Source organism: Tumebacillus amylolyticus (assembly GCF_016722965.1).
Classification (GTDB): Bacteria; Bacillota; Bacilli; order Tumebacillales; family Tumebacillaceae; genus Tumebacillus; species Tumebacillus amylolyticus.
The window spans coordinates 269,196-286,286 of sequence record NZ_JAEQNB010000005.1 but is presented as its reverse complement, the minus strand read 5'-3'; the positions used below and the strand labels follow the sequence as shown (position 1 = coordinate 286,286).

Sequence of the window (17,091 nt, the reverse complement as noted above, 5' to 3'; positions counted from 1 at the left end):
CCTCTGGGAGCGGGTTCAACACTCCGGCCACCAACATAAAAAAACGCCTCCATCAAGAGGCGTTTTTTCAATCTTCCTGCCACAACCCGACAGCCTGCTGCCCCATCTGCTCCCAGCGTTTTTGAAACAGAGCTCTCGGGTACTGCTCACGTCGTCCGGTCAACGGATCATGCACCAAAACCTTCGTCGGCGTATACCCCGTGACCACCGTGGCGTGCTCAGGCGTCCTCCAATGAATGGTCTTGCCGTTGCTCGCTCTCCACGTCTGTGCATCGTGCGGCTCCGCTAAGCCAATCGTCACCCACGTCATCACAGGGCTGCCGTGGTCCGTCGCTTTGAGCACTTCGCCAAACCTTTGACCGCTTAGATCGAACGCCCGATTGGGCTCTTTTTTTTGCAAAATTTGAAAGATCGGTTCATGGTAGACACCATACCCGTTTTTGGAAAAAGGCGATCCGACAAACCCAAGATGCGGATCGCCGCCATACCAAATTCCATGGCGTTGATACGGGGGCGGTTGTCGCTTCACCCAGCCGGCCACTTCGTTTTTTGAGACTTCCCAACCGGCCCAGCGCAACAGCATGGTGAGGGAAGCTACTTCACAGCCCGTGGGCAAATCCGGTTTTTGTGGTATCATTTCTACGTCGGGGACGGCGGCCATGACGAGTATAGGATGAAAGAGAATGGCCGTGATCAGCGTAACGACACCTGTTTTCCGGAGGATGTTCATCGAGTTCACCTCACGACGTTACTATTTCCGTATCGTCGTTTTCACTTGCCGCTCAGTTTTTACCTGCCGAGAGGAGCGTTTCCATCTGTGATTCTCATGATTGATAACTACGACAGTTTCGTCTACAACCTCGTCCAATATCTCACCGAAATGGGCCATGAGCTGCTCGTTCGGCGCAACGACGAGATTACCATCGCTGAAATCGAAGCTCTCAACCCCCGCGTGCTCGTGATCTCGCCGGGGCCTTGTTCGCCCAATGAAGCGGGCATTTCCTTAGAAGCGATCCGTCACTTTGCCGGGCGAATTCCCGTGCTCGGCGTCTGCCTCGGGCACCAAGCCATCGCGCAGGCGTTCGGCGGGAAGGTTGTGCATGCCGAGCGTTTGATGCATGGAAAAACATCGCCGGTGCATCACGACGCACGGACGATTTTTCACGAGTTGGGGAGTCCGTTGACCGCTTGCCGGTATCATTCCTTGATCGTGGAGCGCGAGACGTTGCCGGACTGCTTTGAAATTTCTGCGTGGACCGCAGAGGGCGAGATTATGGGGATTCGCCATCGCGAGCTCGCCGTGGAGGGTGTTCAGTTCCACCCGGAAGCGATCCTCACCGAACATGGCAAACTCATGCTGCGCAATTTCATCGAACAGGCGGGGCTCGTATGTACGTCTGTCTAAATGGAGAGATACTTCCTATTGAACGCGCAAACGTCTCCGTGCTCGACCACGGATTTTTATATGGAGCGGGGCTTTTTGAGACGATGCGCACGGTCGGTGGACGTCCGATGTTCTGGGACGCGCATTATCTGCGGCTGGCGGAGTCTTGTCAAGCTCTTCAGCAAAAAATGCCGTGGTCCTCTGACGAGCTCCACGACCTTGTCTTTCAAACCGTCCGCGCCAACGAGCTCGAACTTGACGAAGCCTACGTCCGCCTCACAGTCACACGCGGTCCAGGTCAACTAGGGCCGAGTGGCAAAACGTGCGAGACACCGACGCTCGTCATTTATGTGAAACCGTTGGTGTTGCCTCCCGCAGAAACCTACCAACGAGGTCGTGACCTGCTCCTCCTCGAAACACGCCGTAGTACGCCGGAAACAACTGTGCGCGTGAAGTCGCTGAACTACTTGAACTCCCTGCTTGCGTATGCAGAGCTTGAAGCTCGCGGCGGGGGAGAGGGCATTCAGTTGACGCACGACGGTTTTGTGGCGGAGGGTGCGGTGAGCAATCTATTTTTCGTCGTGCATGGTGAACTTTGGACACCGAGCGCTGAAACGGGGATCTTGCCCGGCGTCACACGCGCTTGGGTGCTGGAAACCGTCCGTGAACGCGGCATCCCGACTCGGGAACATCGCTTCACGCTCAACGATCTCACCCAAGCTACGGAAGCCTTCACCACCTCTTCGGTCGTCGGAATTCTGCCTGCCGTCTCTATAGAGAAAACTCCGATCTACACCGGAACGCCCGGCCCGATTACGCAACTTCTGATCAGAAAGTGGGACCGGAAACTCTCCCAAAAGGTACCTGCCGCAAAAGGGTTGCATAACTTCCTAGGCTCGTGATATATTACTATCTGTCGCCACGAGTTACACGGCAGACGGTGAGATCACGAGCCATTAGCTCAGTTGGTAGAGCACCTGACTTTTAATCAGGGTGTCGAAGGTTCAAGTCCTTCATGGCTCACCATTTTTTTCCTTTCTATTCAATATGCGGTCGTGGCGGAATGGCAGACGCGCACGCTTGAGGGGCGTGTGGGGTTTCCCCGTGGAAGTTCGAGTCTTCTCGACCGCACCATGTTTTTTGGGGGATTAGCTCAGTTGGTAGAGCACCTGCCTTGCAAGCAGGGGGTCAGCGGTTCGAATCCGCTATTCTCCACCATGCCTTTTTAGCTCAGTAGGTAGAGCGCATCCATGGTAAGGATGAGGTCATCGGTTCGATTCCGGTAAAAGGCACCATGTTTTGGCTCGGTAGCTCAGTTGGTAGAGCAGTGGACTGAAAATCCACGTGTCGGCGGTTCGACTCCGTCCCGAGCCACCAGATTCATCCTTAAGTGTTCGAGCCTATCAGCACATGAGAGTGTTTTTGAAGCGCCGTGGTTGCACACACGGCGCTTTTTTGGCGTATCCTACCCACAGAGGAGGGCGATGGTCATGATTGGTGGCATTAACGTATTAGCGGTTAAAGTGAACGTCTTTGACAAGGGGTACCTCAATATAGGTCCGCTTTTCCTACAGGATTGGAACGGGTACAGCAAGCAGAACTACGGCTCGGGTGAGGTCAACGGTGACGGAGATGCACAGTTTGGATTCACTACCCTCGTCTACGATCAGGATGCGGTTGACCAACCGATCAATCACAGCAGCGTCATCTAACTCGCGATCAAACGAAAAAATCGTCGGTAGGCTCATGCCCCGACGATTTTTTTATGGATCGGTGTCGATGCGTATTCGCTTCTTTTGCCCTTTGGTCCGTGGACGGAACGGCAAGCGGATCTCCAAAATTCCTTGGACGTACCGGGCTTCAATTTTTTCTTCTTCGATGGGTTCCTGCAAGGGAATGACTCGTCTGAAGTCACCGTGGAATCGCTCGCTATGGAGCGTTTGATGTTGAGAGAACCGGCGAGCGACAGTTCCGCTGACGATGAGTTGACTGCCGTGCATGTAGACGTCGATCTGGTCGACGTTGTGAAGACCGGGTAGTTCGACGAGGACGAGGAACTGCTTTTCCGTCTTGTATACATCAACGGCCGGTTGACCGGGGGTTTGGGGGCGAGGACCGGAGCTTTTCTGAGGTTGAGGGGTACTTCCAGAGTTGGTGCGTTGAGGTAAGGGCTGGTCTGCATCCGGCAACACGGAAATGATATCTTCCCAGAAATCGTCGCCAAAGAAGCGTCGGGCTTGATTTTCCCACTTTTTCAGGTCACGGCCCTTCATTCAGATCGTCCCCCCTTGTCGTTCTGTTATCGTACTTTATGCTTGGAACCCAAGAGAAGTGACGTGTCACCTCGATGGGCGCTTGCACATAGGCTGTAGGAAACGGGCAGAAAGGGGGGTTCCGAGATGGCGTTTACGATCAACATCATCAGCATCAAAGTCAACAACGTAGAAAACGCCTCGGCTCTCAACGTGGGGCAGAACTTGTTGCATGACTGGAAAAACAATGCAAAATTCAATCAAGGGTATGGGCAAATCATCGGAGACTCCAACCGTCAACGCAACGTGAAAACAAGGGTCGACGACCCGGATGTGATGGATTTGCCTTCCCGCGATGTTTCGATTACACAACTCCCCAGTTTGCAGAGGTGAAACCATGCAAATCAACTTGAATTTCTTGAAAGTATCTACCTTTGACAAATCGTTTATGAGCATCGGTCCAAGTATACAAAACGTTGTCCGTGCGAAAGCCAATCAGAACTATGGTCTCGGTGAGATTCTAGGGGACGACAATGAGATTTTTGGGGCGAAATATGAAGTAATAGACAACGACGTGTACGACTTCCCCATCAAGAAAGTCACGATCAGCAAATGAAGGTGTATTTTGATTTGAAGAGTCTGAAAATTACCAGCATGGACAACGCGCTGCTCAACGTCGGCAAAAACTTCATTGTCACCCCAAAAGGACACGGCAAGGAGGACAAAGGAGGCGAACAGACTCGTGTGGAACGTATGGGAAGCGATTCGCTCACTGGAAGCACGCCTCCTCGCCCTGCAGTGCGAGAATGAAGCGCTCCGCCGCGAACTTGAAGCGCAGAAGAAACGAACGCTTCGGATCAAAAAAGTCGTGTACCACGTCCACTCTCTCCACATCGACGAGATGAGTGGCACGTTGAACATCGGGATCAACGCCCCGCTCTCCGAGGAGGACATGGAGCAGATTGAATTGGAAATGCAGAAGACCAAGGACTAGAGAACGGCCGGGAGGAGGACACCGGCCGTTTTTTTCATGGAGTTCCATACTTGTCCGTGTCCGTGGCTGGCCCGCTTGCATCTCTTAGAAGTATGCAATAGAAAAGGAGGTGTAAGTTCAATGCCTGTACGCATCAACCGTACCAATACCAACATCGCCATCACCCGCCAAGCTCTCAGCCAAAACGGGATCGCGATCGGGGGGAACCTTCGTCAACAAGCAAACCAAATCGCCATCACCCGTCAAAGCAACAACAACTCCATCCGTATTCTTGATGACAACATTTTTGACAACAACGGTCGGGGTCGTCGTCGTCGCAATCGTCGAGTTGACATCGTGACGATCACGTTCCGCCGCACGTTGAATCGGGGTCGCCGCATCACGTCCGTCACCATCATCGGCAACGCTCGTCAATGCGATCGATTCCTGCAAATCGGGGCACGAGTGGCTCCGGCTGCCAACTGCCTGCGCAACGCGGGGTTCGTTCTCATCCGTTCTCGCGGCAACGTTCTCGTCTTCATTCGCATCCGTCGCGGTTAGACAATTCTCACAAAAAAAGCGCCTTCGGTGTTTCCACCGGGGGCGTTTTTACTTATAATTAGCATGTACGCATTTTCAGTGGTAATTCTCTACCATTCGCTCGGGCGGACAGGTAGCAGATAGAAGGAGGTTTCTCTCAGTGGCAATCAACAAAGTCTACCAAAGCGCGATGGACGCCATCGCTGGCATCCAAGACGGCGCAACCCTCATGGTTGGCGGATTCGGTCTCTGCGGCATCCCGGAAAATCTCATCCTCGCATTGCGTGACAAGGGAGTCAAAGACCTCACCGTCATCTCCAACAACTGCGGCGTCGACGATTGGGGACTCGGTCTGCTCTTGCAAAACCGTCAAATCAAAAAAATGATCTCCTCCTACGTGGGCGAGAACAAAGAATTCGAACGTCAATTCCTCTCCGGCGAACTGGAAGTCGAATTGGTTCCGCAAGGCACCCTGGCGGAGCGTTGCCGTGCAGGAGGCGCAGGCATTCCGGCGTTCTTCACCCCGGCGGGCGTTGGCACTCCGGTTGCAGAAGGCAAGGAAACCCGTGTCATCGACGGCAAGGAATACATCCTCGAAATGGCTCTGAAAGCCGATTTCTCGCTGGTCAAAGCGTTCCGTGCCGACGAGATGGGGAACCTCATCTACCGCAAGACCACCCAGAACTTCAACCCGATGATGGCGACAGCGGGTGCGATCACGATCGCAGAAGTCGAAGAGATCGTGCCGGTGGGCACGCTCGACCCGGACTTCATCCACACGCCGAGCGTGTACGTACAGCGCGTGGTTCAAGGTGCGTTTGAGAAGCGCATCGAGCGCCGCACCGTGCGTCAGGCGTAAGAATCGGAGAGAAGAAAGGGGAACTGGACGACATGGCATTGACTCGTGACCAAATCGTGCAACGAGCTGCACAAGAAATTCAAGACGGCTTCTACGTCAACCTTGGCATCGGGATTCCGACCTTGGTGGCGAACCATATTCCGGAGGGCCTCGACGTTGTCCTCCAATCGGAGAACGGACTTCTCGGCATCGGGCCGTACCCGACTGCCGAAGAGCTGGACGCTGACCTGATCAACGCAGGCAAAGAAACGGTCACCGCGATTCCGGGTTCGGTGTACTTCTCCTCGGCGGAATCGTTTGGCATGATCCGCGGCGGGCACATCGACATCGCGATCTTGGGTGCGATGGAAGTGTCGGAGCAAGGCGACCTCGCGAACTGGATGATTCCGGGCAAGATGGTCAAAGGCATGGGCGGCGCGATGGACCTCGTACACGGGGCGAAACGCCTGATCGTGACGATGGAACATACGAACAAGCACGGCGAAGCGAAGATCTTGAACCAGTGCGCGCTGCCGCTGACCGGCAAGAAAGTCGTACACCGCATCATCACCGACTTGGCGGTCCTCGACGTAACCGACGAAGGTCTCGTGCTGCGCGAAGTGGCACCGGGGCATACGGCGGAAGAAATTCAATCCAAGACGGAACCGAAGCTGATCATCCCGGCGGAGGGCGTCAAGGAGATTGCCGTTTAAGATTGGGTTGGAAAAGAGTCCCTGGCCGCGTGGCGGTGCAGGGACTTTTTTTGCAAAAAAGGGTTGCACACTTCGTGCCTTGATGATATATTAGTACATGTCGCCGCGAGATACACGCGGTAGACAGCGGTTAAGTTTCTTTCTCATAGAGCAGTTTCTCATGAAGAGTAGTACGAGCCATTAGCTCAGTTGGTAGAGCACCTGACTTTTAATCAGGGTGTCGAAGGTTCAAGTCCTTCATGGCTCACCAGTTTTATCTTGTTTTGCGGAAGTGGCTCAGGGGTAGAGCATCGCCTTGCCAAGGCGAGGGTCGCGGGTTCGAATCCCGTCTTCCGCTCCATTGTAACATGCGGTCGTGGCGGAATGGCAGACGCGCACGCTTGAGGGGCGTGTGGGGTTTCCCCGTGGAAGTTCGAGTCTTCTCGACCGCACCAACCAAAGACTTGAGCAGCACCAGCCGCTCGAGTCTTTTTTACAAACGGAGAGGTACCGAAGTGGTCATAACGGGGCGGTCTTGAAAACCGTTGGAGTGCAAGCTCACGCAGGTTCGAATCCTGTCCTCTCCGCCAAACAAAAGTACTAGATTAAAAGGAACACCAATTGGTGTTCCTTTTGTTTTTGGAGAAAATTCGCTACAAATTCATGAATTTAATGAACAATTTTTCTTGGGTGAGTTATAATGAATGAGGTGGTTTAAATGTTTGGAGGTTGAGTTATGTCACGAGTAGAATCCACTATTTGGGGAATTCATGCTGGAAGGGCAGCGGATGCAGAGAGCCTTTTTCTAAATAAAAGTGTGATTGCAATTGGTTGGCCACATGTTGGAGACCTGAGTCCTTTAAGCCCTGATCGTGAATCTTTCAAAGAAAAGATCGTTCAAAGTTATCCAGGTATGAAAGCAGGTGCTGTGCCAACCAACGCAGGACAGTTGTACCGATTTGTACATGAGATCAAAATTGGTGACTATGTCGTATATCCATCGAAACGTAGCAGGACAATACATATTGGCCGAATCGTTGGTGAATATCACTATAGCCAATCAAACGAACCGGAATATCCCAACAGACGCAAGGTGGAGTGGCTTGAAAATGTTCCTCGCACTCAATTTAGTCAAGGGGCTTTGTATGAGATCGGTTCGGCCATGAGTTTATTCCAAATAAGGAATTACGCCGACGAGTTTCGCAATGCACTTGAAGGGGAAAGCACCGATCGGGAAGTCGAGAACGACGAAACGGTTGCTGTGATTGCGAAGGAAATTGAAGAAACAACTCGTGATTTTGTGATCAAGAGATTGGCTCAAGAGCTCAAAGGCCATCCATTTGAGGATTTTGTTGCCCATCTGTTGCAATGTATGGGCTATCGTACGCGGGTTGCACCTGAAGGACCGGATGGCGGGGTTGACATTATAGCCCACAAGGACGAGCTGGGGTTTGAACCGCCGATCATTAAGGTTCAAGTCAAAAGTACTCTCGGAAATATCGGAAACGGTGATGTATCCGCACTTTATGGACATGTGGCTCACCAAGAATACGGATTGCTCGTGACTCTAGGTTCGTTCACAGCACAAGCCCGTAACTTTGCAAAAAATAGAACCAACCTTCGATTAATTGATGGAAAAGAAGTAGTCGATCTGATATTTACACATTACCAACAGTTTGACGCAAGTTATAAAGGCCTTATTCCTTTGCGCAGAGTCTACGTGCCTGAAGCTTTAGAAATAGATTAGGTCTCCAGTTGCGGTCTCGAACGTCATCGACAAGTCGGTGGCGTTTTTGTCTCATGGCAATTTTGATTGACTCCTCCGTCACATTGAATCAAATAATCAAATATAGGGGTAGTATTGAGGTGGTTCTCAATTCTAGAGGAGCCAGAGGCGCAATTTCCTTCAGGTTATTAAGACGGGGGGGACAAGTGAATGGAATGGTACGGAAAGGTTGAGGATGTGCCCAATCCGACTGGAATCGTAGGCTCCAAAGACAAGGTGATAACACACCAATTTGTCACGTCGGAGTTTGAACCACAACTTTCGACTGAGGCGCAATTTATCTTGGCAGGACACGTGCTTCAAGGTCCGCGAATGGTTACGAGCTTGCCGATACGTGACGCAGACTCGTTGTCACTGGTAAAGGAGAAGATTGTGCCGCACTTTGAACGGTGCATATTGTTCTACGAGGATGGTGTTCCCGTAAGTTTCACGATCAGCAACATCAAGGATTTGTCCAAGCGACGGTTTGAGGAATATTACAATACAAGGGCATTGCATCCGCTGATTCTTGATCTCTACGGAAAGACGGTCCCGCCGTTAGACCTTTCTGTTTTCAGGGAGAAACCCGTGATTTACGAACTCAATCGTGACTTTTTGACAGGTGAGAGCGTGGAGGAGGATACCTTCGCGTCGTTTCTTCAACAGTCGTGTCTAGCAGCGGAGGGTGACCTGGTAACCGTGCCTATAGGTTGGACTTTCGGTGAACACTTGCAAGGCTCCGTGTACCTCAAATTCCTAAGCTCTTTTTGTAACAAGGTCTACTTGTATGTCTGGTCAAGTGACGGAACAGTTGTCGGTGTGGGAGGGCGCAAGTAAATTCAGCGAAGGAGGGCGACCCCGATTTCGGGATACCTCTTGCCTAGACCGTATGACCGCTGTATATTTTACGGTGGAGTCCGTTGGAGCCCAACACATCCAATTAAGACTTTGAGAATCGCATTCAGCTACAAAGCCAATAACGGCGGGTCCTCGCATCCTTTCCTGACGGAGAGGTACCGAAGTGGTCATAACGGGGCGGTCTTGAAAACCGTTGGAGTGCAAACTCACGCAGGTTCGAATCCTGTCCTCTCCGCCAAAAGTTTCATAAGGTTATCGGGACGTCATAACGGGTGCTATGACGTTTTTTTGCATGAGGGCATTGGGGGCTCTTCCTGATCCACAAGTAGTGTACTGCTGGTTCTGTCTATTCCTCTTTCAAGCAATGATGTTTACCAATTTCAATAAAATACACTTATTTATATTCTTGTATTGAAAAAATAAAGTTAATCATGTTATAGTTTATTTGTGAGGTTCGATTTATCGAATACTCTTGCCAAACGTCACTCACATGACTCCTTAGACATACTTCCTAGTACATTCTAGTGAAAGGAGGATGATTCTAATGGAAAACATGTTCGATCTCGACATTCAAGTGGAAACCGATAAGACTGTTTCTATGGTTGATGTGAGCTTTACTCATACTGTTTATGACTGCCCTACAAAGTTCGACTGCTAAACTTGAATCAGAAAAAGCCATCACCAATTCGATTCAGAATTGATGATGGCTTTTCTTTTTGATGTTTCCTGATTCTTAAAACGTGAAGTCAGAAAAAACGAAACAACCTCAGTCCGGTTGAATCCCGAACCAAGGTTGTGGAGTAACGGTATGGTGTTTTTCAATTGAAATTGCTGTAGTACGTGCCTTCCCACAAACCGCCGGAGACCGTACGCACATTGATAAGGTAGCCGTAGAAGCCGCTGTCATCGCTGTACGTGCTCGGCGGATAATGATCGAAGTAGACCACCAGTACCGTTCCTTCAGGGGAATTGGGTACGACCGTGGAGTGCGTGGTTGCTTGTGCGGGTGTTGCATAAGCGGTTGCGCCAAAAACAGTCAAGGCAGCCATCAGAGCCAAAGCGAGCTTTTTCATAGAAGTTCAACTCCTTCTTGGTTGATGTGTCAATTTTATATTATGTTGTAATTTTTATCAATCAAATAATTTTTCACGAAAGGGGAAGGTGGCAACCCCACGCAGGTTCGAATCCTGTTCTCTCCGCCAAACGAGTATATGTTATGCTTTTGTCAGCAACGGGCAGTATCTCGACAATCGATGAGGGGTGTTCCTTGATGGCAAATGCTCAATTGAATCCTAAGGTTGATGAATTTTTAGCGAAAGCCAAGACGTGGAAGGCAGAATATGAGAAGTTGAGAAGTATCGTTCTGGACTGTGGGCTGGCGGAAGACTTTAAGTGGATGCACCCTTGTTACACAGTTGACAAGAAAAACGTAGTTTTGATACATGGATTCAAAGAATATTGCGCGCTTCTGTTTCACAAAGGGGCCCTGTTACAAGACCCCAATGGAATCCTAATCCAACAAACGGAGAACGTACAGGCGGCGCGCCAGATTCGGTTCACCGATGTTCAAGAGATCGTGGAAATGGAAACCATCTTGAAAGCGTATATTTTGGAAGCCATCGAAGTTGAAAAATCAGGTTTGGAAGTGGAATATAAAAAGAATACAGAATACAGTATTCCTGAAGAGCTTCAAAATAAGTTCGATGCCCTCCCTGCCTTGAAAACGGCATTCGAAGCATTGACACCGGGACGACAAAGAGCGTACCTGCTCCATTTTTCCGAACCCAAACAATCCAAAACCCGAGAGTCAAGGGTTGAAAAGTATATGCAGAAAATTTTCGATGGAAAAGGGTTACATGATTAGGAGACTCGTAGTTCGGTAGAGCACACCATCAGCTGATGCTGATGGTGTTTTTCCTTTTTGAAGCCGATAACCCTCCAAATTTAGACAAACGCCCAACACTGTGCCAACCCCCCGTGACATATGGTGTAGTACTTTCCGCGGACATTCGTCTGAGGAGATCATCCGACGAGTATTTACTTCTACCATACACGGGAGGGATTTTTTTCATGGAATTCGGGTTCTTGAACGACTCGGTAGGCAAACTGATTCAAATCGAACGCGGTGGTCCTGACAAGATCGCGGGTAAGCTGCTCTGCTTGCAAAAAGACCACCTGATTCTGCATACCCAAGAAGGGGCCGTCGTGTACGTGAACACCGGCCACGTCAAAACGATCTCCGAACCGATTATGACGGAAGCGGAAGAAGCGGTCGACCCGAATGCTGTGCAAGTGCCGGCTCCGACGTTCCTCGAAGCAGGAGACTTCCCTAGCCTGATCAACGCCCTGCAGCACAAACTGGTCAAGATCAACCAAAACGGACCGAACTCCCTCGAAGGCGTCCTGCTCACCGTGCGCGATGATTCCGTCACCCTCGTGCACAAAATGAAGGAATACGTCCACTTCCCGCTCTATCACATCAAGACCATTACCTGGATCCAAAACGCGCCGAAACAACAAGAGCAAAAGAAAGATGACAAAAAGGACGGAGAAAACAAAAAAGACGGGGAGAACAAAAAAGAAAACGAAAACAAAAAGTAATGGGGTGAAATCGTGCGAACCCTCCTGCAAGAATGGCTAGGTCACACGGTTCAAATAGACCAGACGGGTGACAAGGAGACGGCCGGATTGCTCGTCAATGTGCAGTCCGACTACGCCACTTTGTTCACGGAGGGCATGCAACTGGTACACTATCCTTTCAAGCTGATGAAGTCGATCAAGACCAATATCGCCGAACTTGCCACGAGCGTGCCCGCGATGGGAGAGCAATACCCCGGAACGTTTCAAGAACTGCTCGAAAACGCCTTGCTCCATCGCATGGTCAAGGTCGAAAACGGCAAGAAATCGTGTATGGGTTTGCTCGCCAGCGTCACTGAAACGCATGCCCAGATCATCATCTCCCATCAAAAAATGATCTACTACCCGATTGAGCAAATCAAGAACATCTCGCCTGTCACCCTGCTCAAGAAGGAAGTGAAGCCGGAAGAAGTTCCGGAAGGCACGCAAGAAACTGCTTCGAACGAGGCGGATCATGCAGTGGAAACGACACCGAACCAGACGATCGCAGTTGCCGCAGAAGCGGTGATCGAAGAAACGGAGGCAGAATCGGCCGAGGACTCCATGAACGAGTCGGAGTCGGCTGAATCTGACGAACCGAACGAAACGGAGTCCACCACTGAGTCCTTCGCTGTTGCAGAGGAGACCCTCGTCGACGAAGTGCACACCTCAAGTGATGTGGAAACTTCTTGGAGTGGCGATGGACCAATCGTAAGCGATGAAACTGATGCAGGGGTCGAAGTTGACGATGTCATGGATGTCGATCGTGAAGACAAAGACGACAAAGATGACAGCTCTGTATTGGCCACTCATAAAAATCCGATCAACATAAGCACGGCAGACTTTACTCCTGACCACTTGTACTCGCAAAATTTCCCGTCGCTGTATCTCTTCAAAAAACGGGAGAAAAAGAAACGCCGCTTCTATCACGTCGATGAGTGACAACCACTGCTTTTCCCTGACTGCCCCTCGCGCACGGCCAACCTCTTCGGTTTGGTCCGTGCGTTTTTTTATGCGCATAGGTGCCCCCTGCATCGAATAGCTTGTAAAGGCATGGCCAATTTTAGGAAAATGTGAGGTTGCCCGCCCATGCGCGACAAACTGTTAGCCGAATTTCTCGGCACCTATTTCCTCGTCTTCGCCTGTACGGGTGCAATCGTCATCGAAACGATCACCCACGCCCTCACATCCCTTGGCACTGCTCTCGTTGCAGGCTTGGTGGTGATGGCGTTGATCTACTCCTTCCATCACATCTCGGGCGCACACTTCAACCCGGCCGTGACTGTGTCTTTTTGGTTGCTGGGCCTGATTTCTGCTCCATCCGCGTTTCTGTATATCGCCTCTCAGATCTTGGGTGCCCTGGCCGCAAGCGGTACGGTGTTGTTTCTCTTCGGTGATGTGGCGCATTTGGGGGCGACACTGCCTGTTTTTTCGTGGCATCAGACATTTTGGTTTGAATTCCTGCTCACCTTTTGGTTGATGATGGTGATTTTCTGGTCCTCCGTACATGAAAAGGCGGCAAAGTCATTTGCCGGATTGGCCGTCGGAGGGATGGTCGCGTTGGCCGCTCTGATCGGCGGCCCGGTGTCCGGTGCTTCGATGAACCCGGCTCGCTCGTTGGCACCGGCGCTTTTATCCGGCGATCTGGATTCGCTGTGGGTCTACTTGGCGGCGACTACGCTCGGCACTGTAGCGGCGACCGCACTGTTCCGCAAATTAAATCCATAAAAAAACAGACAGGCATCTCTACCTGTCTGTCAAGGCAAATGAACCGACTTCAAATGGCGTAGATTCCAATGACACACGTCGCCGCTGGCTGTGACCAGCTCTGCCAAGTTGTTGTCAACGGACCGCAACAGCCCGACCTTCTCTTCTTTGTCACCGAAATCGAAAACGACGAGGTGGCCGGCCAGTTTTTTGACTTGCTCGTCGAAGCCGCGCGAGAGGGGCAGCGTGGTCGGATTCACCGGCAACAGCGACTGGTTCAGCGAGTAGGGCGTCATGTTCGTCGGGTAGGGAATCAGCCATTTCAGATGCTCCAGCGAGATATAAACCGACTTGTAGATCGGCGAGTAAAAGACAAAATAATTGTTCATCACGCTGGTCAGATAGCCATGAATGGAGTCGCGGCCGGACACATACAGCTCTACGAATTGCCCGCGCACATGCAGCAACAGGTTGCGGTACGAAATCTGATCGGCATCGATCTGTACGGGGGACGGGATCTGGTTGGCAAGTGCACTTCCACCGCCATCATCCATCTTCGCCGTTACTTCCTCGATGCTTTGCACATGTACAAAAGGGATGTACATAAACCGTTCGTTCACCGACATCACAAGCAGATCGGACCCGAGGTCCGCCAGAGTGCCAACGACCGTTTTGCCGCCTGACACCTTGATCTCAATCGACTTCCCCAGGTAGGACTTCAGTTTGTTCAACGACACCAACCTCCTTACGAAACGAATAACCACTCCACCCAAACATGCAATCCGAACAGCATGAACAGCACCGTGGGCGGGATGATGAGCAGTGACACCTTCATGTAGTCAACCCAGGACAATTTGATCCGCGCCTGTTTTAACAAATGCATCCAGATCAGGCTTGCCAGCGTCCCGATCGGCAGGAGCAACGAACCGACATCAGAACCGATCACGCTGGCGAGGTAGAGGATCTGCTCCGTAATAGGGTCGAGTGACATGTTCGTCAGCACCAGCGTGCCGATCATCAAGCCGGGATGGTTGTTGAACAGGCTGGACAACGCGGTCACCAAGCCGCCTATGATCAGCGTCGCGTCGAGATGCCCTCGCTGAACGATCGGTTCAACGAAATGGATCAAACCCGCCGTAAACCCAATGTTGTGCAAGGCGAAAATCTGCACATACATTCCGAAGGCAAAAACAAAGATGTGCCATGGCGTTTTTCGAAAAAGATCGGTCGGCGGAATCTTCATTTTCCACCAACGCCAGCCGAGCAACACCAACGAGCCGAACACCGCCATCACGGACACCGGCACCCCGAAAAACGAGCCGATAAACAAGCTCAACCGAACGCCTAACACGAACAAAAACACGTTGTACATCAAGCGTGAGCGCGATTGCTGTTGCTGCGAGGTATTCCGCATGCTGAGATGGGGCGGCACGGAACGCAATTTTTTCGGCAGGTCTTTGTAGAAGACGAGGAACAAGAGCAGAACCATCAGCAACAGGCCGAGCGCCGTCGGAACGAACATCATCGCCGTTTGCTTGTAGAGATCAAGCCCCACGATCTGCAAGGAGATCAGGTTGACGATGTTGCTCACTCCAATCGGTGCAGACGAGGCCGTTGCCACGAGCGCGCCGCTCATCAGGTACGGAATCTGTTGGCGCGCTTTCAACCCGAACTGCTTCAGCAGAATCAGCAGAATCGGTGTTGTGATCAGGATCGAGCCGTCATTGTTGAAAAACAGAGTCATCAGGAAGCAGAGCAGGTTGACGTACCAGAACAATCGATAGCCTGATCCTTTGGCCCATACCATTATTTTCTGGGCGATCCAATTGAAGAACCCGAGACTTTCCAACACATTTGCCATCACGATCGTGGCGATGATCGTCACGGCAGCCCCGCTCACCGTATTTAGGATATGCCCCAGATCTGACAACGGCACCGCGCCGTAGAGCAGCACCAGAACGGCGCCGATGATGGCGGGTACGGCTTCGTTCAGTCTGTTGGGACGCCAGAAAATGAGCAGGGTCATCAACAGAAACGTAAACCAAGTGAGAACCACAACTGAGGTGGACATTCCGACTGACAACTCCTTTTGACCCCTGCGCTCTTGTCCACGGTGGACAGAATGCCAGGAGTTACAACTGTCCCTCCATATGATTTGTACTACAGGGTACGCATGTTCTTAGGGAGATGGACTAGACCAAAGTTTGATTTCAAAAAGAATAAACAGCCGTCCCGATGGGGGACGGCTGTTTGCGCGGCTTCCGTGCAGTTTCAATTGAGGTCAACCAAATGGTCGAAGAGATAGCGGCTGCGTTCGTTGATAAATTTCAAGATCACTTCAAATTCACCGTCAAATCGGCTGATGAACTCCTTGCGGTGGGGATCATCCAACAAGGCAGGGCGCACCGTTTGCAACAAGTTCTCGATCAAAGGGGTCAACCGGTCGGCAGTAAATTCCGTCTCCAACACTTCTTCCATCCTGCGTTTGTACCGAACTCGGAACTTCGGCACCGCCAGCAGTCTTGCGGTCAGTGAATTATATCCGGTGATCGGGATGTAGTCGGCTCGCAAACGTTCGCCTCGCAGATTGCGGCCCCAAGTGCCGTCATAATCCCACGGAATCGGTTGAAAACGCCCCGTGTCACCATTGCGGTAGAGAGCGTAATTTTGGATGAATCCGTCGAAGTTGTGGGTGCAAACCACGCCGGCCAGCCAGTTGAAATACTGCTCGATGTCAACAAGTTGGTCGATCGCGTTGGGGAAGTCGGCTTGTGGAGTCGTGTTGATCACATAGAGCAATTCGCGCAAACTCTCCCAGTCCGCTTCCGTGGAGACTTTTCCTTCGTAGCCTTCTTCCAGTTCATCTTTCAACCGGTTGGAGTTGGAGCGGAGCAGAGAGAAATTGGCGTCGTCGTTGATGGCGTAGAAGATCGCGCCCGGGGGCAAGTTGCGTTTTTTTAGATACAGGTCGTCGACCGATTCCAATTGCAGATACAGGCCGGCCGATCCCCCGTTGAGGAGCAATTTTACAAAGTGCGCATGAGGTGCAAGTGCGCCGATGCGCTGGAAGAAGTCGAACGACAACTTGTTGCGGATCATCGAAGGGTCTGCGTATTCGGCGTTCAAGTGCAATTCTCGTGCTGCTTGAAAGGAGTTTGGGGAGAGGAATTGCACGGAAAAAGACTTTTTCGGGTAGCGGCGGATGTAGGCACCGCGCAAGGCGATCATGATGCGGTACGCTTGCCGTCCGACTTTCAATCTTCCCTGGAACGCCTCCTCCTGCTCGGGGTCGCGGAGCATCCCGCGCAGATCGTTCGGGTGTACAAACAGCGAGTACACAGGCAATTCCGAGTGGTCGCCCATTGCCATCCCCCTCTGTAACGTCACTTCGCATACATATCCTATGCCGACTAAAAATAAGTTGTTCGTCTACAGCAAACGACGAGATTTGACCATAGGATGAGAT

At 51.5% G+C, this 17,091-nt stretch carries 22 protein-coding genes and 10 tRNA genes; 26 read left to right on the top strand and 6 right to left on the bottom strand.

Annotated elements, in window-relative coordinates:
• Window positions 1-67: 67 nt before the first annotated feature.
• Window positions 68-730, bottom strand: coding sequence for a C39 family peptidase (locus JJB07_RS16895; protein WP_201637076.1), 663 nt, complete (start codon window positions 728-730; stop codon window positions 68-70).
• An 87-nt stretch (window positions 731-817) separates the two neighbouring features.
• Between JJB07_RS16895 and pabA the strand changes: the two genes are divergently transcribed.
• The 8 genes from pabA (at window position 818) to JJB07_RS16855 (ending at window position 3,096) form a co-directional block, all read left to right on the top strand.
• Window positions 818-1,405, top strand: a complete 588-nt coding sequence (pabA, locus tag JJB07_RS16890) for an aminodeoxychorismate/anthranilate synthase component II (protein WP_201637074.1) — start codon at window positions 818-820, stop codon at window positions 1,403-1,405.
• A complete protein-coding gene (locus JJB07_RS16885; RefSeq protein WP_201637072.1) occupies window positions 1,390-2,286 on the top strand; it encodes an aminotransferase class IV in 897 nt (298 codons plus the stop codon). The genes pabA and JJB07_RS16885 overlap by 16 nt, the downstream gene beginning before the upstream one ends.
• 48 nt (window positions 2,287-2,334) lie before the next feature.
• Window positions 2,335-2,410: transfer RNA gene (locus tag JJB07_RS16880), tRNA-Lys, on the top strand.
• A 23-nt stretch (window positions 2,411-2,433) separates the two neighbouring features.
• Window positions 2,434-2,518: transfer RNA gene (locus tag JJB07_RS16875), tRNA-Leu, on the top strand.
• A gap of 8 nt (window positions 2,519-2,526) precedes the next feature.
• Window positions 2,527-2,602 (top strand) — tRNA-Ala (locus tag JJB07_RS16870).
• Window position 2,603: 1 nt separating this feature from the next.
• Window positions 2,604-2,679 (top strand) — tRNA-Thr (locus tag JJB07_RS16865).
• Window positions 2,680-2,685: 6 nt separating this feature from the next.
• Window positions 2,686-2,761, top strand: a tRNA-Phe gene (locus tag JJB07_RS16860).
• Window positions 2,762-2,874: 113 nt separating this feature from the next.
• Complete coding sequence (locus tag JJB07_RS16855; protein ID WP_201637070.1) at window positions 2,875-3,096, top strand: hypothetical protein; 222 nt, start codon at window positions 2,875-2,877, stop codon at window positions 3,094-3,096.
• A 51-nt stretch (window positions 3,097-3,147) separates the two neighbouring features.
• Here the strand turns inward: JJB07_RS16855 and JJB07_RS16850 are convergent, their stop codons facing one another.
• Complete coding sequence (locus JJB07_RS16850; protein WP_201637069.1) at window positions 3,148-3,657, bottom strand: Hsp20/alpha crystallin family protein; 510 nt, start codon at window positions 3,655-3,657, stop codon at window positions 3,148-3,150.
• Between the two features lie 126 nt (window positions 3,658-3,783).
• On the opposite strand from JJB07_RS16850, the gene JJB07_RS16845 reads away from it, so the two are divergent.
• From JJB07_RS16845 to JJB07_RS24535, 14 genes are all read left to right on the top strand, one after another.
• Complete coding sequence (locus JJB07_RS16845) at window positions 3,784-4,029, top strand: spore germination protein (protein WP_201637068.1); 246 nt, start codon at window positions 3,784-3,786, stop codon at window positions 4,027-4,029.
• Between the two features lie 4 nt (window positions 4,030-4,033).
• A complete protein-coding gene (locus JJB07_RS16840) occupies window positions 4,034-4,252 on the top strand; it encodes a hypothetical protein (RefSeq protein WP_201637067.1) in 219 nt (72 codons plus the stop codon).
• Window positions 4,253-4,378: 126 nt separating this feature from the next.
• Window positions 4,379-4,630, top strand: coding sequence for a spore germination protein GerPC (gerPC, locus tag JJB07_RS16835; protein WP_201637066.1), 252 nt, complete (start codon window positions 4,379-4,381; stop codon window positions 4,628-4,630).
• Between the two features lie 120 nt (window positions 4,631-4,750).
• Window positions 4,751-5,170: a hypothetical protein gene (locus JJB07_RS16830; RefSeq protein ID WP_201637065.1), complete on the top strand. Its 420-nt coding sequence runs from the start codon at window positions 4,751-4,753 to the stop codon at window positions 5,168-5,170.
• 145 nt (window positions 5,171-5,315) lie between these two features.
• Complete coding sequence (locus JJB07_RS16825) at window positions 5,316-6,008, top strand: 3-oxoacid CoA-transferase subunit A (protein WP_201637329.1); 693 nt, start codon at window positions 5,316-5,318, stop codon at window positions 6,006-6,008.
• A 32-nt stretch (window positions 6,009-6,040) separates the two neighbouring features.
• Complete coding sequence (locus tag JJB07_RS16820; protein WP_201637064.1) at window positions 6,041-6,700, top strand: CoA transferase subunit B; 660 nt, start codon at window positions 6,041-6,043, stop codon at window positions 6,698-6,700.
• A gap of 174 nt (window positions 6,701-6,874) precedes the next feature.
• Window positions 6,875-6,950: transfer RNA gene (locus JJB07_RS16815), tRNA-Lys, on the top strand.
• A gap of 15 nt (window positions 6,951-6,965) precedes the next feature.
• Window positions 6,966-7,040: transfer RNA gene (locus JJB07_RS16810), tRNA-Gly, on the top strand.
• Window positions 7,041-7,049: 9 nt separating this feature from the next.
• Window positions 7,050-7,134: transfer RNA gene (locus JJB07_RS16805), tRNA-Leu, on the top strand.
• A 46-nt stretch (window positions 7,135-7,180) separates the two neighbouring features.
• Window positions 7,181-7,269, top strand: a tRNA-Ser gene (locus JJB07_RS16800).
• 146 nt (window positions 7,270-7,415) lie between these two features.
• The gene (locus JJB07_RS16795; RefSeq protein ID WP_201637062.1) at window positions 7,416-8,426 is read left to right on the top strand and encodes a restriction endonuclease; all 1,011 of its coding nucleotides are present in this window, start codon (window positions 7,416-7,418) and stop codon (window positions 8,424-8,426) included.
• A gap of 189 nt (window positions 8,427-8,615) precedes the next feature.
• Complete coding sequence (locus JJB07_RS16790; RefSeq protein ID WP_201637060.1) at window positions 8,616-9,281, top strand: hypothetical protein; 666 nt, start codon at window positions 8,616-8,618, stop codon at window positions 9,279-9,281.
• Between the two features lie 170 nt (window positions 9,282-9,451).
• A tRNA-Ser gene (locus JJB07_RS16785) sits at window positions 9,452-9,540 on the top strand.
• A 297-nt stretch (window positions 9,541-9,837) separates the two neighbouring features.
• Complete coding sequence (locus JJB07_RS24535) at window positions 9,838-9,960, top strand: FDLD family class I lanthipeptide (protein ID WP_430727230.1); 123 nt, start codon at window positions 9,838-9,840, stop codon at window positions 9,958-9,960.
• Between the two features lie 160 nt (window positions 9,961-10,120).
• On the opposite strand, the gene JJB07_RS16775 is transcribed toward JJB07_RS24535, so the two are convergent.
• Window positions 10,121-10,375 (bottom strand): hypothetical protein, encoded by a 255-nt coding sequence (locus tag JJB07_RS16775; RefSeq protein ID WP_201637056.1) that lies wholly within the window; start codon window positions 10,373-10,375, stop codon window positions 10,121-10,123.
• Between the two features lie 197 nt (window positions 10,376-10,572).
• Here JJB07_RS16775 and JJB07_RS16770 point away from each other — a divergent pair, with 197 nt between their 5' ends.
• The 4 genes from JJB07_RS16770 to JJB07_RS16755 all read left to right on the top strand — a co-directional run bounded on the left by JJB07_RS16770 (window position 10,573) and on the right by JJB07_RS16755 (window position 13,646).
• Window positions 10,573-11,166, top strand: coding sequence for a YdeI/OmpD-associated family protein (locus JJB07_RS16770; protein WP_201637054.1), 594 nt, complete (start codon window positions 10,573-10,575; stop codon window positions 11,164-11,166).
• Between the two features lie 206 nt (window positions 11,167-11,372).
• On the top strand, window positions 11,373-11,903 hold the full coding sequence (locus JJB07_RS16765) for a hypothetical protein (RefSeq protein ID WP_201637052.1): 531 nt from the start codon (window positions 11,373-11,375) through the stop codon (window positions 11,901-11,903).
• A 12-nt stretch (window positions 11,904-11,915) separates the two neighbouring features.
• Window positions 11,916-12,860, top strand: coding sequence for a hypothetical protein (locus JJB07_RS16760; RefSeq protein WP_201637050.1), 945 nt, complete (start codon window positions 11,916-11,918; stop codon window positions 12,858-12,860).
• 147 nt (window positions 12,861-13,007) lie between these two features.
• Window positions 13,008-13,646: an aquaporin gene (locus JJB07_RS16755; RefSeq protein WP_201637047.1), complete on the top strand. Its 639-nt coding sequence runs from the start codon at window positions 13,008-13,010 to the stop codon at window positions 13,644-13,646.
• Window positions 13,647-13,675: 29 nt separating this feature from the next.
• On the opposite strand, the gene JJB07_RS16750 is transcribed toward JJB07_RS16755, so the two are convergent.
• The 3 genes from JJB07_RS16750 to JJB07_RS16740 all read right to left on the bottom strand — a co-directional run bounded on the left by JJB07_RS16750 (window position 13,676) and on the right by JJB07_RS16740 (window position 16,988).
• On the bottom strand, window positions 13,676-14,356 hold the full coding sequence (locus JJB07_RS16750) for a DUF2642 domain-containing protein (RefSeq protein WP_201637045.1): 681 nt from the start codon (window positions 14,354-14,356) through the stop codon (window positions 13,676-13,678).
• A gap of 14 nt (window positions 14,357-14,370) precedes the next feature.
• Window positions 14,371-15,696, bottom strand: coding sequence for an arsenic transporter (locus tag JJB07_RS16745; protein WP_201637043.1), 1,326 nt, complete (start codon window positions 15,694-15,696; stop codon window positions 14,371-14,373).
• A gap of 200 nt (window positions 15,697-15,896) precedes the next feature.
• A complete protein-coding gene (locus tag JJB07_RS16740) occupies window positions 15,897-16,988 on the bottom strand; it encodes a CotH kinase family protein (protein ID WP_201637041.1) in 1,092 nt (363 codons plus the stop codon).
• Window positions 16,989-17,091 lie beyond the last annotated feature (103 nt).

Excerpts from the sequence above, each read along its gene's own strand:
- JJB07_RS16895 (WP_201637076.1), bottom strand. The coding sequence starts at position 730 with ATGAACATCCTCCGGAAAACAGGTGTCGTTACGCTGATCACGGCCATT.
- JJB07_RS16885 (WP_201637072.1), top strand. The coding sequence starts at position 1,390 with ATGTACGTCTGTCTAAATGGAGAGATACTTCCTATTGAACGCGCAAAC.
- JJB07_RS16855 (WP_201637070.1), top strand. The coding sequence starts at position 2,875 with ATGATTGGTGGCATTAACGTATTAGCGGTTAAAGTGAACGTCTTTGAC.
- JJB07_RS16850 (WP_201637069.1), bottom strand. The coding sequence starts at position 3,657 with ATGAAGGGCCGTGACCTGAAAAAGTGGGAAAATCAAGCCCGACGCTTC.
- JJB07_RS16845 (WP_201637068.1), top strand. The coding sequence starts at position 3,784 with ATGGCGTTTACGATCAACATCATCAGCATCAAAGTCAACAACGTAGAA.
- JJB07_RS16840 (WP_201637067.1), top strand. The coding sequence starts at position 4,034 with ATGCAAATCAACTTGAATTTCTTGAAAGTATCTACCTTTGACAAATCG.
- JJB07_RS16830 (WP_201637065.1), top strand. The coding sequence starts at position 4,751 with ATGCCTGTACGCATCAACCGTACCAATACCAACATCGCCATCACCCGC.
- JJB07_RS16820 (WP_201637064.1), top strand. The coding sequence starts at position 6,041 with ATGGCATTGACTCGTGACCAAATCGTGCAACGAGCTGCACAAGAAATT.
- JJB07_RS16795 (WP_201637062.1), top strand. The coding sequence starts at position 7,416 with ATGTCACGAGTAGAATCCACTATTTGGGGAATTCATGCTGGAAGGGCA.
- JJB07_RS16790 (WP_201637060.1), top strand. The coding sequence starts at position 8,616 with ATGGAATGGTACGGAAAGGTTGAGGATGTGCCCAATCCGACTGGAATC.
- JJB07_RS24535 (WP_430727230.1), top strand. The coding sequence starts at position 9,838 with ATGATTCTAATGGAAAACATGTTCGATCTCGACATTCAAGTGGAAACC.
- JJB07_RS16775 (WP_201637056.1), bottom strand. The coding sequence starts at position 10,375 with ATGAAAAAGCTCGCTTTGGCTCTGATGGCTGCCTTGACTGTTTTTGGC.
- JJB07_RS16770 (WP_201637054.1), top strand. The coding sequence starts at position 10,573 with ATGGCAAATGCTCAATTGAATCCTAAGGTTGATGAATTTTTAGCGAAA.
- JJB07_RS16765 (WP_201637052.1), top strand. The coding sequence starts at position 11,373 with ATGGAATTCGGGTTCTTGAACGACTCGGTAGGCAAACTGATTCAAATC.
- JJB07_RS16755 (WP_201637047.1), top strand. The coding sequence starts at position 13,008 with ATGCGCGACAAACTGTTAGCCGAATTTCTCGGCACCTATTTCCTCGTC.
- JJB07_RS16745 (WP_201637043.1), bottom strand. The coding sequence starts at position 15,696 with ATGTCCACCTCAGTTGTGGTTCTCACTTGGTTTACGTTTCTGTTGATG.
- JJB07_RS16740 (WP_201637041.1), bottom strand. The coding sequence starts at position 16,988 with ATGGGCGACCACTCGGAATTGCCTGTGTACTCGCTGTTTGTACACCCG.